Raw genomic sequence first — 13,625 nt, forward strand, 5'->3', positions numbered from 1 at the left:
CCCCGCGCCGTGAACGAGACCGCCAGCAACACAAACGGGCTGCTGCGCTTCGTGGCACTGGGCGACAGCCTCACCGCCGGTCTGGGTGACGGCGTCAGCATGGGCCGCGACCGGGGCCCGGCCGCCCTCGCCGGCCGGGGCTTCGCCGCGCTGCTCGCGGCCACCCTGGCCCCACCGGGGCATGTGCACTACGAGAACCTGGCCCGGACGGGCGCCACGGCCCGGGAGGTCCGCGTCCGCCAGCTCCCGGTCGCGCTGGCCCTGCGGCCCGCGCTGGCGTGCGTGGTCGCCGGCATGAACGACGTCTTCAAGCCGACGTTCGACCCGCTTCGGCTGCGCCAGGACCTGGTGTGGAGCATCGGCCGGCTGCGCACCGCCGGAGTGGTCGTGCTGACCGCGAAACTGCCCGACCCGGGTGGGCTGCTCCCCCTTCCGGGCCCCTTCGCACGGTTGCTCACCGAACGCGTCGGGCACCTCAACGCCGCGATCGACGCGGCCGCGGCGCGGGACCCCGGGGTGCTCGTGGTCGATCTCGGCCAGCATCCCGCCATCCACCGCCGGTCGACGTTCGACGTCGACCGGGTGCATCCGGGGCCACACGGACATCGCCTCATCGCACGGGCATTCGCCGAGAAACTGCGGGAGAGCGGGATGATCCTCGCCGACCTGCCGGATCCGCACCATGAGCCCCCGCCGCCGGGGACCTTGGACCATCTCCACTGGGTCGCCACGATCGGGATCCCCTGGCTGGCGGGCCGCGCGCGGGTCATTCGGCGAGATCCGCCGGCAAGAAACCACGGTTTCCGGCGGCTCGGCACCGCGTCGGGCCGGTGAATTCCCTACGGTAGGCATGTGCTTGCCGACATGCCCGCCTCCCCTCGCTCAGGTGTCCTCGCTGGATGGGGCAATGCCTGGCTGGCTGGACTCGTCGGCCTCGACGACGTGATCACCCGGGTGCACGAGGCCCTGGGCAGCGGTGCACCGCACACGCTCGGCGACGAGCCGCTGGTGCTCGGCCTCGGTGCCCTGCGCCGCGTCGGGGCCGAGCGGATGCGCCTGGTCCTGCCCGTGCCCGGCGATGTCAGCAGCCTGCCTGGCCCGTCCGACCTCAACCAGGACGCGCTGACCGCCGGGGAGGCACTGCTGGTGATCGGGCCGAACCCGCCGCTGGCGCTCGTCCCGTCGGTCGTCGTGCACGGCCCGGCCGTCGAGGGCGTGATGGAATCCGTCCACTGGCGGGTGCTGCGGGCCGCGCGCGTGCCCCCGCCGCCGGCGGGCCTGCGGGCCGCCGATCACGAGCTCTCGGTGGCGATCAGGCAGACCACGGCGGCACTCGTCGATCTGGACATCGCCAGCGCGCGGCCCCAGGTGCTCGCGCTGCTGCGGGACCGGGGCGAGCCCGAGCCCGGGCCCGGGCTGGGCCCCGGCTACCCGCCGAACGCGCATGCCCTGCTCGCGCGCGCCGAGCGGCTCGCGGAGCTGCTGGAGCTCGCCGCGCTCGACGACGGCGCCGCCGTCACCGCGAGCGAGATCGGCCGCCGCTCCGACGCGCTGCGCGGGCTGTCCGCCGCCGTCCGCCGGGCCTACGAGGCCGCGTACGACGCCTTCGACCCCGCCTACGCCACCCGCTGAGCGCCCTACGCCACCCGCTGAGCGGCGGCCAGTTCAGACGGGGGCAGATCAGTTCAGGCGGGGGCAGATCAGTTCAGGCGGGGGCAGAAATGCCCGGACGGATCGTCGGGCCGCCCGCACAGCACGCACGGCGGGCGCCCGGCGGCGACGATGCTGCGGGCCCGTTCGATGAACGCCTTCGTCTGCTCGATCGACATGCCGACACGCAGCGAGTCGACCTCGCTCTCACCCTCCGCGACCCGGGCCTCCCCGGCCGCCAGGCCGGCCGCCTCGACGAAGACCCGGTGACCGTCCCACGAGACGGTCAGCTGGCCGAGGTGGAAGTCCTCCTCGAAGGGTGCGTCCAGCGGGGCGAGGTCGACCTCGACCTCGGCGGCGGTGGGCAGCGGGATCCCCTGCGTCTGGCCCACCTGGCCGAGCAGCGCGGTCAGCCCTTCGGCGAGCGCGGTCACCTCGGTCTTCTCGAGCCCCACCGTGACGAGCTGGCCGCGGGCCGCGGCCTGGAGGAAGAACGAACGGTCCCCGGGCTGCCCGACGGTTCCGACCACGAACCGCTCCGGCGGGTCGAACACAAATCGCTGCATGTCTCGGATCGCTCCGTCTTATTCGCCTGCGGGAGGTGGGTCGGGCCGCGCTACGCTTGCCCGCTCCTCCACCAGTATCGTCGCTTCATCGCGGGGTCGACCATCCGCGGACCCCGGGTCGTTCGGCTGCCCGCAGAGCCCGGGCCCCGACAGACCCGGACGCCCGTGCCCCCGCCCGCACAGATCCGCGGGAACACCGGCGGCTGCCGGGCGCCTCACACCCGGCCGGCCGTGCGCGCGGGTGCCCGCGCCCCCAGCCATCACCACCCGGGAGCCGTTCACCCCCGTCCTCGCCCAGAACGCGAGCGGCCCGGCCGGGTCACAGCAGTGCAGCGGGCAGACGTCGTGCGCGGGGCCCTCGTCGCTCAGCGCCGGTCGATCCCAGTCAGGATGCCGCCGCTCGGCGAGGAGGTCGGCCACCATGTCGACGAAGCGCGGGTCCGTCCCGACGGTGCCGGCGCGGGCCACGGCGATGCCGTGCTCCCCGGCGGTGCGGACCGCCTCGACATCCAGATCGTAGACGACCTCCATGTGGTCGCTGACGAAGCCGACCGGCACGATCACGGCGGCCTGCTCACCGTCCTCGGCGAGCGCCACCAGGGCGTCGTTGATGTCCGGCTCCAGCCAGGGCACACCGGGTGGGCCGCTGCGGCTGCAGAAGGCGAGCTGCCACGGATGCGAACGGCCCAGCCGCGTGCCGACCCGAGCGGCGATCACCTCCGCGGTCGCCCGCAGCTGCCGTTCGTACGCACCACCGTCGGGACCGCTCACCACGGCCTGCTCGAGCGGGAGCGCATGGGCGGTGAAAACCAGCCGGGCGCCGTCCCGGACCGCGGCGGGCAGCGACCCGACCGCCCGGACGCAGTGATCGACCATCGGTTCGACGAAGCCGGGGTGGTCGAAGAACAGCCGCAGCTTCACGAAGTCGGGTGCGCCCGGGCCCACCTGCCGCAGCGCCTCGGCCAGGTCCTCGCGGTACTGCCGGCAGCCCGAGTACGACGCGAACGCCGCCGTGACGAAGCAGGCCGCCCGGCGCACGCCGTCGGCGCGCATGCGCGCCACCGCGTCGGCCAGGTAGGGCGCCCAGTTTCGGTTACCCCAGTACACGGGCAGCGGCGCGAGACGTTCGCGCAGCGCGGCGAGCAGCGCCCGGTTCTGGTCGTTGATGGGGCTGCGCCCGTCGAAGTGATCGTAGTGCGCGGCGACCTCGGCGAGGCGGAGCTCGGGTACGGCCCGGCCACGCGTCACGTTCCGCAGGAAGGGCATGACGTCACCAGGCCCTTCAGGGCCCCCGAAGGAGACGAGGAGCAACGCGTCCACATCCAGCCCACCCGGCCCGCCGCGGTCAGCACCCGCGCCGTTCGTCACCCTGTCCTCCTTCCCGCTCCTGCGCTTCCCGCTCCTGCGATGGTCATCGGCCCTCGTCAGCGTGGAACCCGCTCCCGGATCTCCTCCAGATACGACGGGAAGTACCGGGAGATCGTCGAGAGGTCGAAGGACTGCAGGATCGCGGTCGCCGGCTCACGGGCGAGCAGGTAGCCGAAGGATTCCCGCACCAGCGCGACCAGCGCCGCGTCATCGTCGGGATCGAGCTCCAGCGCCGTGATCACGTCGTCGTCCACCCACACACGATAGGAGAAGGTGAGCCCGTGCACCCCGGGCGCCGTCTCCTCCGCGACCTCCACCTGGTAACCACGGCCGCCCGCCGGTTCGACCTTGATCACACCCATCGCCGCCACCTCCGAGCATCCGCGTGTCGCCCGGCCTACCCCGCCGGTGGCGCCGGCTTTCCAGCCGCCTCGCCGCTTACCACCGTGGCCTATCCTGCACGCCGCGTCGACCGCTGGCCCGGACGGATCTGCGCCGGTGCGCGGGACCGCCACCATTCGGTGATCGACACCGGCCGGCGACCCGTCAACCGGCCCGTCGACGACCGCGGGGCCGGAGTCGACCGGATGCTCGGCTGGCCTGGGCGGCCTGGGCGGCCGGGCTGGCCCACGGTGGCCGGCCAACTGGTGGAACGCCGCAGGGCGGGGCGGTGAAAGGCGCCGGGCCTCGGAAGGGTCCCGGCGGTGAAGGTTCGGAAGGGGTCAGTGGCCCATGCCCGCGCCGCCGTCGACCGGGAGCACCGCACCGTTGATGTAGGCGGCGGCGGGTGAGGCGAGGAACACCACCGCCGCGGCGACCTCCGCCGGCTCGCCCATCCGCTTGGCGGGGGTGGCGGAAACGAGGTACTCACGCTGGGCGTCCGTCAGCGCATCGGTCATGTCGGTGCGAATCGGGCCGGGGGCGATCACGTTGGAGGTGATCCCACGCCCGCCGAGCTCGCGCGCCAGCGACCGCGCGAAGCCGACCAGACCGGCCTTCGATGCGGCGTAGTTCGACTGCCCGGGACCGCCCGAAAGCCCCACCACCGACGAGACGAAGATCAGCCGGCCGGAGCGCTTGCGGATCATGGAACGGGAGGCGCGCTTGGCCACCCGGTAGGCGCCGAGCAGGTTGGTGTCGACGACGTCCTGGAAGGCCTCCTCGGACATCATCGGCAGCAGCGTGTCACGCACCATGCCCGCGTTCGAGACGAGGATCTCGACGGGCCCGAGCTCCGCCTCGATCTCGGCGAAGGCCTTGTCGACACTGTCCGCGCTCGTGACGTCGAGCCGGACGCCGAACATCCCGGCCGGCGCCTCGCCACCGCGGCTGGCCACCGCGACCCGGTCGCCCGACGCGGCGAGCGCCGCCGCGCAGGCGGCCCCGATCCCGCGGTTACCGCCGGTCACCAGTGCCACTCGACCTTCGTTCTCGACCATGGGCCGGATCGTAACCGTCAGGCGGGAAGCAAGCGGCAGGTGGCGCCGGTGACACTCGCCCTCCCTCTGCACGGACGCGTCAGGGACGATAGCCGGGTGCACGTTGCCATCCGGGTTCGTCCCGCCTCCGACCGGACCGCTGTGGGGCCGGTGACCACCGACCCGATCCACGGCCAGCTGCTGGTCGTACGGGTACGGGAACCCGCGGTCGAGGGGCGCGCGAACGAGGCCGCCCTGCGCGCGATCGCGCAGGCGCTGGGAGTGCGGCGAGCCGATGTGACGTTGAGCCGCTCGATCGGGAGGGTCAAGTTCGTGGCCGTGGACGCGCCGGACGACATCGTCGCCGCGAGAGTCGCGGAACTCGCGCAACATTCCACTCCGCCTGCACGTCTGGACTCCCGGTAGTTCGTCGACGCGATGGGACGGAGACGAGGATTGCGCAGGACGGACGTCCGGGCCGGGGAGCACGGGTACGGCTACGGCGGGCGTGACGAGGTGACACTCGGCGCGGAGGGGTCACCGCGGCCCGCCGGCGCCGTCGACGACGAGACCGGGCCCCGCCGCGTCGCCGTTCCCGGGAACGGCGACGTCCCCGGGAACGAGGCAGCCGCCGGGAGCGGGCCGAAATCGGGGCCCGAATCGAGGCCGGAATCCAGGCCCGGAGCCGTTCCCGGGAGTGGGGCCGCTACCGGAACCGGGGCATTAGGCGTTCCCGGAGGAATGCCGGGAGGCGTTCGGGAAACCGGGGCTGGCGGCTCAGCCGGGGCCCACGCGGTCGACGGCGGATCCGTCGGCGATCTGGCGCGGCCCGATGATCCGTCCACGGCGGCGGAGATCGTTCCTGGGCCTCCCGGCGGTGTGCTCGACCTGGGGGCCCTGGCCGCCATCGAGGAGCGCCTGCGCGCGCTCACCGCGGCCGGCATCGACCACGCGGTCGCGACCGGCTCACGCGGGCCACGTGGAGCCGACGCCGACCGGGCGATGTGCGCGGCCGCCGCCACGATCGCCACGGCGCTGTGGTTCGACACCCTCCGGGTCGAGGACAGGGTTTCCGCCACACCGCATGCCGGGCCCCTGCTCGGCGCCGTCCATCAGGTGCTGCGGGGCGCCGCCGTCGACAGCACGGGCGCCATCGTCGACAGCACGGGCGGCACAGGCAGCACCCACGGCGCAGGCGGCACGGCCGGCGCGGCGCCCCACGCCGCGCCCACGGCGGCCAGGAAGTCACCACGCGCGACCGGCGTCGGCAACATCGGGCCGAACGGGACGATCTGGTCGGCGCTGGCCGGCCGCTTCGCCGGGCAGCGTTTCGACCGGGCCCCACACGGACGACAGATCTGCCTGATCGACTTCGCGGAGCTGCGCGACCCCGCGGTCTGGGAGGCGATCGCCGACGAACGGATCTCCCACCTGGGCGAGCTGTTCTGGGTGGTTCTCGTCACCGGCGCCCCGACCGCCGGCATCGGCGGCGGCGACGCCGGATTCGCCGAGCCGACCGCACCGGCCGGTGGGGTCGGGACACCCGCGCGCGCGGCACGGATGTTCGAGGCGGCCGGCTGGCAGGTGCTGACGTTGCGGTACGGCCGCCGGCTCAGCGCGCTCTTCCGCGCGCCGGGTGGTGCGGCGCTGCGTGCCCGCCTCGACGCGATGCCGCCCGGCGAGTACCTTTCGCTGCTTCTGCTCGAGGGTGCCGAGCTGCGGCGCCGGCTCGCCGGGCCGGGGGCCGGTGGCGTCGGGGTGAGCCGCCTGCTCGACGCACTCAGCGACGAGGAGATCCTGTCGGCGCTTCGTGACCTCGGTGGCCACGACCTGCCGCTGATCATCGACGCCTTCGACGAGGTCGCCGCCGACCGCCCCACCGTGCTCTTCGCCTTCACCGGTCCGTTGCCGAGCCCGGCGCGCCCGCCGGCCCCGCGGCCCGTCCAGGACGCCCGGCCCTCCTGGGAGGCGCAGCACGCGCAGTCCTCCCAGGCGCAGGACGCGCAGTCGTCCTGGGACGCGCAGTCCTCCGCGCCGCATCCCGGCGAAGCGCCGGTGGGACCGGGCCGTGAGCTGGTCCCGGGACCGGGCCGCCGGCCGGTCGTGCCGCTGCCCCCGGCCTCACCCGGTGGTCGCCTCGCCCGGCACGTGGCGGCGTACCTCGACCGCGTTCCCCCGGCTCTCGCCATCCCAGCGACGCTGCCGGTCGACACCGGACGTCCGTTTCTGGGTCACCGGTCGACCCAGGAGGTCTTCGGCGCCACGCTGCGGGACCTGCCGGCGCTGGCACCGGAGGCCGCCGCGGCGGTGGTGACGGTCTCGACCCGCGAGGCCGACCACGTCCTGACCGGCTGGATCGACGCGACAGCCGAGAACGGCGAGGAGAACGGTGCGAACCGGGCCTCGCCGGTCCTGCGCGGCACGACCGACCCCAGCGGCCCCGGCGGCGCGGGTGGCGCGGGTGGCGCGGGTGGCGGGCGCCATGTCGCCGGCGGGCTGTCGGCCACGGCGTTCGGTGGTGTGCTGGCCTCCCTCGGTGTCGCCTGGAGCAGGCTCGGCCTGCCGCTGCTGCCGATCGGCGTGGCCGACGAGATGGCGGCCCCGCGGGTGCTGCCGGGCTGGTCGACCAGCAGCGCCGGTGACGGGCGATCGTTGCTGGCCGTCGCGGACACCGGGGTGGACCCGGTCCGGCCGGGCGGCTGGCGCCACGGCCTGGTCGGCGTCGAGGGCATCACCTGCTGGGAACCGGCGTTCGCCCAGGATCTGGTCTGGTGCCTGTTGGAGGCCCTGGGCCGGCTCGGGCGTGTCGACGGCGCGTCCAGCCTGGTACGGCTCAGCGCACGGGTGGTGGACCAGCGCCTGGCCGGCCTGTCCACCGACCCCACGGCCTGGTGGCGGCGGCGCGCGGGTGTGCTGGCCGGCGGCTACCGGCTGCGCGACGGGGAGCCGGCGGCTCCGCTGACCCTGGTCGGGATGGGCGCTGCGATGCCGGAGGTGCTCCGGGCCGCGGACGAGCTCAGCGCGGGCCTGCGCCGGGAGATCGGCGTGGTCTGCGTGACCTCGCCCGACCTGCTGTTCGACGCGCTCTCGGCCCGGCGAGGTCTGGCGGACGCCGACGACGCGATCCTCACCGAACTGTTCCCACCCGGCCGGCGTGGCCCGCTGCTGACGGTCGTCGACGGTGACCCCAGGGTGCTGGGCTTCCTTGCCGGCGTGCACGGGGAGCACATCACGACGCTCGGCTCGGCCAGGCCGGTGGCGTATCCGGCGCCGTCGCCCGGTTTCCCAGGTGGCTCGCCCGCCGGCGGCCGGGTTCCGGTGGACACGGCGACGATCGTGGGAGCGGCCCTCGACCTGATCGACGAGGCCGCCACCGGCTGACCGCGCCTCCCGTCACGGCCGCGCCTCCCGTCACGACCAGGCCGCCCCGGCGCGGCCGGGCCGCCCGCCGCGGCCGGGCCGTGTTTCCGACACGGCATGCAGCGGCGCCACCCCTTTCCGTGGCTGCCCATCCCGACAACCGCCGGAACCCCCTGGGAACACTCGGCGTTGTGGGTGGGACGTCCGGTCACCGACCCGGGTTCCACGGCGGTGACCGGCGTCTCACACCGCCACAGATCGTCCAGGGAAACCGAGGGGATGCCGCATGCCGAGCCGCGCTGCGACGTTGAGCACCGCCGCGCGAAGCGCCTCGTTCGATCCGGGCGCGGACGGATCCGCCGCCTGGGCCGATCCGCTCGACCAGGCGTTCAACAGGCAGGTAGCGGGACTGGTGCGGTTGGGATACCCGGCACTGGCCGGCCTGGAGGCCACGGACTTCGAGGCGCTCTGCGAGCCGCTGCGGACCGTGGCCCACGCCGCCATGCCCGGTCCCTACCGCCCCGCGACCCGTTCCTGGGTTCCGTTCGTCCTGGTCGTGTCGGAGGAGCTCGTCCGGGCCGAGGACATCGTGCCGTTGCTCACCCTCTCCGGCCGGGCCGACGCCGGGACCGTGGACCGCAACCACGGTGAGGGAGGACTCGCGCCCTACCGACCACTGCCGATCCTGAACCTGCCGCGTTCCGACGTCTATCTGCTGACCGACGTCGAACGCGGTGAGGAGTTCCGCGGGATCCGACCCGCGGACGCGCTACCCGCCGTGCTGGAGCGCAGGCGCACACCGCTGACGATCCACGAGGGCATCGCCCTGGTCACCCATTTCCCGGAGGTGCTGGAGAAGAACAACTGCTTCATGCTCTCCGGATCACGGCGGGGGGACCGGAGGGTACCGGCGATGTGGATCTCCGGGCGGGCACCGAAGCTGGGCTGGTGCTGGGAGGGCAACCCCCACACCTGGCTGGGGACGGCCTCCGCCGCCGCCCGGCACGCCTGATCACCGCCCACATCGGAGCACCCGCGCGGACCTGATCCGACTCGGCCCGCCCGACCTGCTCAGCCCACCTGATCTACTCGCCCCCGTCCACCCGTGCCGGCCGCGGCACGGGTGGACGCACGGGTGGACGGCCCGGTCACACCCCCACGGCGTGGAAGCCACCGTCGACGTGCACGATCTCACCGGTGGTCGCGGGGAACCAGTCCGACAGGAGCGCGACGCAGGCCTGCGCGGCCGGCGTCGTGTCCTGGATGTCCCAGCCGAGCGGCGCGCGGGTGCCCCAGACCTCCTCGAACTGGCCGAAGCCGGGGATGCTCTTCGCCGCCATGGTGCGCAGCGGGCCGGCCGAGACCAGGTTGACCCGGACCCCGCGCGGGCCGAGGTCACGCGCCAGATAGCGGGTGGCGGAGGCGAGACCGGCCTTCGCGACGCCCATCCAGTCGTACGACGGCCAGGCGACGGTGGCGTCGAAGTCCAGGCCGACGATGCTGGCCCGCTCACCGAACAGCGGCAGGGTCGCCCGGGTCAGCGACGCGATCGACCAGGTGGACACCTGCAGGGCGGTTCCGACCTCGGACCAGGCCGCCTCGACGAACGGCTTCCCACCCAGGACGGACTCCGGTGCGAACCCGATCGCGTGCAGCGCGCCGTCGAGCCCGTCGACGTGTTCGAGGACCTTGGCGGAGAGCCCGGCCAGGTGCTCCTCGTCGGTCACGTCGAGCTCGATGACGGGAGCCTCGACGGGCAGGCGGCGCGCGATGCGGCGGGTGAGCGACAGGCCGCGGCCGAAACCGGTGAGCACCACCGAGGCGCCCTGTTCCTGGGCGATGCGGGCGACACTGAACGCGATCGACGCCTCGGTCAGGACACCGGTGACGAGAACGCGCTTGCCTTCGAGAAGTCCGCTCATGAACGTCATCCTGCCAAACATCGCGGGCGGTTCCCGGCACCGGGGCGAAGTTGCGCCGCCGATTTCCTCAGACGTCGCCGGTGACGGTGGGTCCCGACCGCCGCCGTGTCTGTGACCAGCGGCGGAAGGTCCGCACGGTCGGTTCCACGAACCGGGCCGCGAGCGGGCCGAGGACCGCCATCAACAGCACATAACACGCCGCCAGCGGCCCGAGCTTCGCGTTCACCCCGGCGGCGACGGCGAGACCGGCGATGACGATCGAGAACTCACCCCGGGCGACGAGCGCCGCCCCGGCCCGGTAGCGGCCCATCGACGCGATGCCGGCGCGGCGGGCCGCCCACCAGCCGGTGGCCACCTTGGTGATCACGCCGGACACGGCGAGCAGCGACGCGGCGGGCAGCGCCGCCGGGATCTGCGCCGGGTCGGTCTGCAGGCCGAAGACGACGAAGAAGACCGCGGCGAACAGGTCACGCAGCGGCGTCAGCACCTCCCTGGCCCCCACCGCGACCGGCCCGGACAGCGCGATACCCACCAGGAACGCGCCGACCGCGGCCGAGACCTGCATCCGCTGGGCGACCCCGGCCACGAACATGGTCAGGCCCAGCGACCGCAGCAGCAGCACCTCGTCGTTGCGGTCGGACCGCGCGCTGTAGACCAGCAGGGTCACCTTCTCGCTGTGCCGCAGCGCGATGTAAAGGACGGCGACGAGGGCGCCGAGCGCCACCGCGACGGTCAACGAGCCGCGGGCGAGCGTGTGATGGGCCAGCAGCGCGGTGAGCACCGGCAGGTACGCGGCCATGGCCAGGTCCTCCAGCACCAGCACCGAGAGCACCACCGGCGTCTCCCGGTTACCGATACGGCCGAGGTCTCCCAGCACCTTGGCGATGATCCCGGACGACGAGATCGCGGTCACCCCGCCCATGACCACCGCGGCCAGCGGCCCCCAGCCGAGCACGAGTGCCGCGACCACACCGGGCACGGCGTTGACCGTCAGGTCCAGCACCCCGGCGGAGGCCTGTCTGCGCAGGCCGTACAGCAGTTCCTCGGCGGTGTACTCCAGCCCGAGGGTGAGCAGCAGCAGGATGACGCCGAGCTCGGCGCCGATCTCGATGAACTCCTCGCTCGCGCCCAGCGGCACCAGGCCGCCGTGCCCGAAGGCCAGGCCGGCGACGAGGTAGAGCGGGATCGGCGAGACGCTGAAGCGTGACGCGAGGTGACCCAGCACTCCGAGCACGAACAGGACGGCGCCCAGCTCCAGGAAGGTCGTCGCGGTGTCGTGCACGGGTCTGCGGTCGCTCCCTTCGGTTAGCCCTCGCGTAGCAGTCGGCCGACGGCCGTGGTGTTCTCCGGGGTGCCGACGACGACCACCACGTCACCGACGCTGAACCGGAAGTCCGGGCGCGGGGACGCGAGCACCTGGTGGTCCCGGACGACGGCGACGATGGACGCACCGGTCCGGGTGCGTGCCTGGGTGTCGCCCAGGAGGCGGTTGGCGTAGGGCGAGCCGGCGAGGATCTGGATCTGGTCACCGACGAGCCCGGCGAACGCGCGTGAGATGTCCGCGAGCTTCTCCACGATGTGCGGGGCGCCGAGCAGCTCGGAGAGAACGTCTCCCTCCTCCGCGGTGAGCGTGATCGATTCGCGGGATGCGTCCGGGTCCTCGGCATCGTAGATGACCAGGTCACGACGCCCGTCATGGCGAGTCACGACACCGAGCCGGCGCCCCGATCGGGTACTGAAGTCGTGCCGCAGCCCGATTCCCGGCAGCGGGGTCTCCTCGACGTCCACTCATTTCCTCCGTCAGCACTGACGTTGGGCTCCGGGTGCACCCGATGCCCGGGGCGATGTTCGGCCCCCGCTCCACCGTCGCGCGGGCGTCCACGACCTTCAAGGCATCCACGACACCGGTGACATCAGGGGCACCTCTGCATGAGTGACGCAGACACCATGCCCGTGAGTTCCACCCGCCGTCAGATTAGCCCGGTGGGTCCGGCGAACCGGGTTGGCGGACCCACCGGACACAACGCCGCAGTCGCACGACCGACAACCCGTGCGACCGAATCCACTCCCCGCCAGGGGGCGCCATCGCGCACACTTCAGGGAGGACAACCCGGCAGCCAGCCAGGATGCGGGAACGCCGCACGCGGGACGAGCCGTTGATCCGGGGAGCCCGCGCACGCGGGCATGAGACACAGGCCCACCACTCGGGCCGAAGGGGACGACATCGTGCTCAATCGAAGCGGCCGGCTGATCCGGCGGATCGTCCTGACGGTGGTCGGTCTGGCGGTTCTCGGGCTCGGTGTGGCGATGCTCGCGCTGCCAGGCCCCGGCTTCCTCATCATCGCCCTCGGCTTCTTCATCCTCAGCCTCGAGTACGAATGGGCCCGGCACCGGTTCGAGCAGGCGCGCCAGAAGGCGGCCGACCTGGCGGACCAGGCCGCCGCCAACGCGCTGTCCAGCGCCTTCACCATCGTGTTCGGGCTCGGCATGATCGCCGCGGGGGTCGCCTGGATCGCCGTCGACACGCTGCCCGCCTCGTCGCCCTGGTCGGGCGGCAGCCTGATCTTCTCCGGCCTGGTGGTGCTGGCGACCATGATCGTGAGCCTCTGGCAGGCCAGGCAGGCCCGGGAGGCCGGGCTGCCGACCCCCGCCGAGCTGCTCGACCAGCGCGAGCGGGAACGAGAGCAGGCCGAGCACGAGACCAGGCACGGCCACGAGCATGGCCACGAGCCGGCCGGCGAGCGGGCCGGCTACTGACCCTGCGTGAACTCGCTCATACCCGTCACCTTCGGCTGCGCCTGCACACAGCGGTAGATCGCCGCGCGGTCTACCGAGGAGGCCTGCGAGATGTCATAGCGCAGCGGATAGACCCGGCTGGTCGCGAGACCGTTCCTGTCCGGTGGCTCCTGGATCGCCTTGCCCACCGTCGGGCAGGCGGCCCGCACGGCCTCCTTCTCCGCGGTGGTCGCCTCCGGGTCGAAGACGACGACCGCCTCCACCTGCGGCGGCGGGCCGGCCACGATGGCGTAGACACCGAAGGCCACCAGGCCGGCGGTTGCCAGCGCCCCCAGCACCACCGCCGTTCGGCGGCGCGGGTCCGCCAGATAGTCCAGCGTCTGGCGAATCCAGGTCGGACGGGAGGTCGTCGTCATCAGGCGGTTCCTGTCACCACGGGGCACGAATTCTGGTCCGGTGAAGTCTCTCGGTGACGGACACCGGTACCCCCAACGTAAACCGTGCGCGGGGTCCGTAAGGTGAACGACCTTGTGCGGCGTAGCACTGGCAGCCAGTTCCCCCCACCTGGCGTAACCCGCTCACGACCGTCAGACAACCGAGGTACC

The 13,625-nt window shown here is 73.2% G+C and carries 14 protein-coding genes; 6 read left to right on the plus strand and 8 right to left on the minus strand.

What is annotated here, in order from left to right; genetic code table 11:
• Positions 1-9 precede the first annotated feature (9 nt).
• Positions 10-834 (plus strand): SGNH/GDSL hydrolase family protein, encoded by an 825-nt coding sequence (locus AWX74_RS01090; RefSeq protein WP_091270608.1) that lies wholly within the window; start codon positions 10-12, stop codon positions 832-834.
• 30 nt (positions 835-864) lie between these two features.
• Positions 865-1,632: a hypothetical protein gene (locus AWX74_RS01095; protein ID WP_054567290.1), complete on the plus strand. Its 768-nt coding sequence runs from the start codon at positions 865-867 to the stop codon at positions 1,630-1,632.
• Positions 1,633-1,700: 68 nt separating this feature from the next.
• Here the strand turns inward: AWX74_RS01095 and AWX74_RS01100 are convergent, their stop codons facing one another.
• The 4 genes from AWX74_RS01100 to fabG form a co-directional block, all read right to left on the minus strand.
• On the minus strand, positions 1,701-2,216 hold the full coding sequence (locus tag AWX74_RS01100) for a DUF3090 family protein (protein WP_006539249.1): 516 nt from the start codon (positions 2,214-2,216) through the stop codon (positions 1,701-1,703).
• 18 nt (positions 2,217-2,234) lie between these two features.
• The gene (locus AWX74_RS01105; protein WP_091270610.1) at positions 2,235-3,584 is read right to left on the minus strand and encodes a ferrochelatase; all 1,350 of its coding nucleotides are present in this window, start codon (positions 3,582-3,584) and stop codon (positions 2,235-2,237) included.
• Between the two features lie 56 nt (positions 3,585-3,640).
• Positions 3,641-3,946, minus strand: coding sequence for a hypothetical protein (locus AWX74_RS01110; protein ID WP_091271090.1), 306 nt, complete (start codon positions 3,944-3,946; stop codon positions 3,641-3,643).
• A 360-nt stretch (positions 3,947-4,306) separates the two neighbouring features.
• On the minus strand, positions 4,307-5,023 hold the full coding sequence (gene fabG, locus AWX74_RS01115; protein WP_091270613.1) for a 3-oxoacyl-ACP reductase FabG: 717 nt from the start codon (positions 5,021-5,023) through the stop codon (positions 4,307-4,309).
• Between the two features lie 96 nt (positions 5,024-5,119).
• Between fabG and AWX74_RS01120 the strand changes: the two genes are divergently transcribed.
• The 3 genes from AWX74_RS01120 to AWX74_RS01130 all read left to right on the plus strand — a co-directional run bounded on the left by AWX74_RS01120 (position 5,120) and on the right by AWX74_RS01130 (position 9,374).
• Complete coding sequence (locus tag AWX74_RS01120) at positions 5,120-5,428, plus strand: DUF167 domain-containing protein (protein WP_054567046.1); 309 nt, start codon at positions 5,120-5,122, stop codon at positions 5,426-5,428.
• A gap of 30 nt (positions 5,429-5,458) precedes the next feature.
• Positions 5,459-8,383 carry a thiamine pyrophosphate-dependent enzyme gene (locus AWX74_RS01125; protein ID WP_091270615.1) on the plus strand — a complete coding sequence of 975 codons (2,925 nt, stop codon included), beginning with the start codon at positions 5,459-5,461 and terminating at the stop codon, positions 8,381-8,383.
• Positions 8,384-8,648: 265 nt separating this feature from the next.
• Positions 8,649-9,374, plus strand: coding sequence for a DUF5701 family protein (locus AWX74_RS01130; protein ID WP_091270617.1), 726 nt, complete (start codon positions 8,649-8,651; stop codon positions 9,372-9,374).
• Between the two features lie 136 nt (positions 9,375-9,510).
• On the opposite strand, the gene fabI is transcribed toward AWX74_RS01130, so the two are convergent.
• From fabI to AWX74_RS01145, 3 genes are all read right to left on the minus strand, one after another.
• Complete coding sequence (gene fabI / locus AWX74_RS01135) at positions 9,511-10,284, minus strand: enoyl-ACP reductase FabI (RefSeq protein ID WP_091270620.1); 774 nt, start codon at positions 10,282-10,284, stop codon at positions 9,511-9,513.
• Between the two features lie 67 nt (positions 10,285-10,351).
• Positions 10,352-11,566: a cation:proton antiporter gene (locus tag AWX74_RS01140; protein ID WP_091270623.1), complete on the minus strand. Its 1,215-nt coding sequence runs from the start codon at positions 11,564-11,566 to the stop codon at positions 10,352-10,354.
• Between the two features lie 23 nt (positions 11,567-11,589).
• The gene (locus AWX74_RS01145; RefSeq protein WP_006539240.1) at positions 11,590-12,072 is read right to left on the minus strand and encodes a cation:proton antiporter regulatory subunit; all 483 of its coding nucleotides are present in this window, start codon (positions 12,070-12,072) and stop codon (positions 11,590-11,592) included.
• A 438-nt stretch (positions 12,073-12,510) separates the two neighbouring features.
• On the opposite strand from AWX74_RS01145, the gene AWX74_RS01150 reads away from it, so the two are divergent.
• Positions 12,511-13,041 (plus strand): PGPGW domain-containing protein, encoded by a 531-nt coding sequence (locus AWX74_RS01150; protein ID WP_091271095.1) that lies wholly within the window; start codon positions 12,511-12,513, stop codon positions 13,039-13,041.
• Here AWX74_RS01150 and AWX74_RS01155 read toward each other — a convergent pair.
• Positions 13,035-13,436 carry a hypothetical protein gene (locus AWX74_RS01155; protein WP_054567041.1) on the minus strand — a complete coding sequence of 134 codons (402 nt, stop codon included), beginning with the start codon at positions 13,434-13,436 and terminating at the stop codon, positions 13,035-13,037. The genes AWX74_RS01150 and AWX74_RS01155 overlap by 7 nt on opposite strands.
• Positions 13,437-13,625: the final 189 nt, after the last annotated feature.

Source organism: Parafrankia irregularis, from assembly GCF_001536285.1.
Lineage (GTDB): Bacteria > Actinomycetota > Actinomycetes > Frankiales > Frankiaceae > Parafrankia > Parafrankia irregularis.

What these genes read in the sequence shown, in the direction of transcription:
- AWX74_RS01095 (WP_054567290.1), top strand. Translation starts at nt 865, where the DNA reads ATGCCCGCCTCCCCTCGCTCAGGTGTCCTCGCTGGATGGGGCAATGCC.
- AWX74_RS01100 (WP_006539249.1), bottom strand. Translation starts at nt 2,216, where the DNA reads ATGCAGCGATTTGTGTTCGACCCGCCGGAGCGGTTCGTGGTCGGAACC.
- AWX74_RS01110 (WP_091271090.1), bottom strand. Translation starts at nt 3,946, where the DNA reads ATGGGTGTGATCAAGGTCGAACCGGCGGGCGGCCGTGGTTACCAGGTG.
- fabG (WP_091270613.1), bottom strand. Translation starts at nt 5,023, where the DNA reads ATGGTCGAGAACGAAGGTCGAGTGGCACTGGTGACCGGCGGTAACCGC.
- AWX74_RS01130 (WP_091270617.1), top strand. Translation starts at nt 8,649, where the DNA reads ATGCCGAGCCGCGCTGCGACGTTGAGCACCGCCGCGCGAAGCGCCTCG.
- fabI (WP_091270620.1), bottom strand. Translation starts at nt 10,284, where the DNA reads ATGAGCGGACTTCTCGAAGGCAAGCGCGTTCTCGTCACCGGTGTCCTG.
- AWX74_RS01155 (WP_054567041.1), bottom strand. Translation starts at nt 13,436, where the DNA reads ATGACGACGACCTCCCGTCCGACCTGGATTCGCCAGACGCTGGACTAT.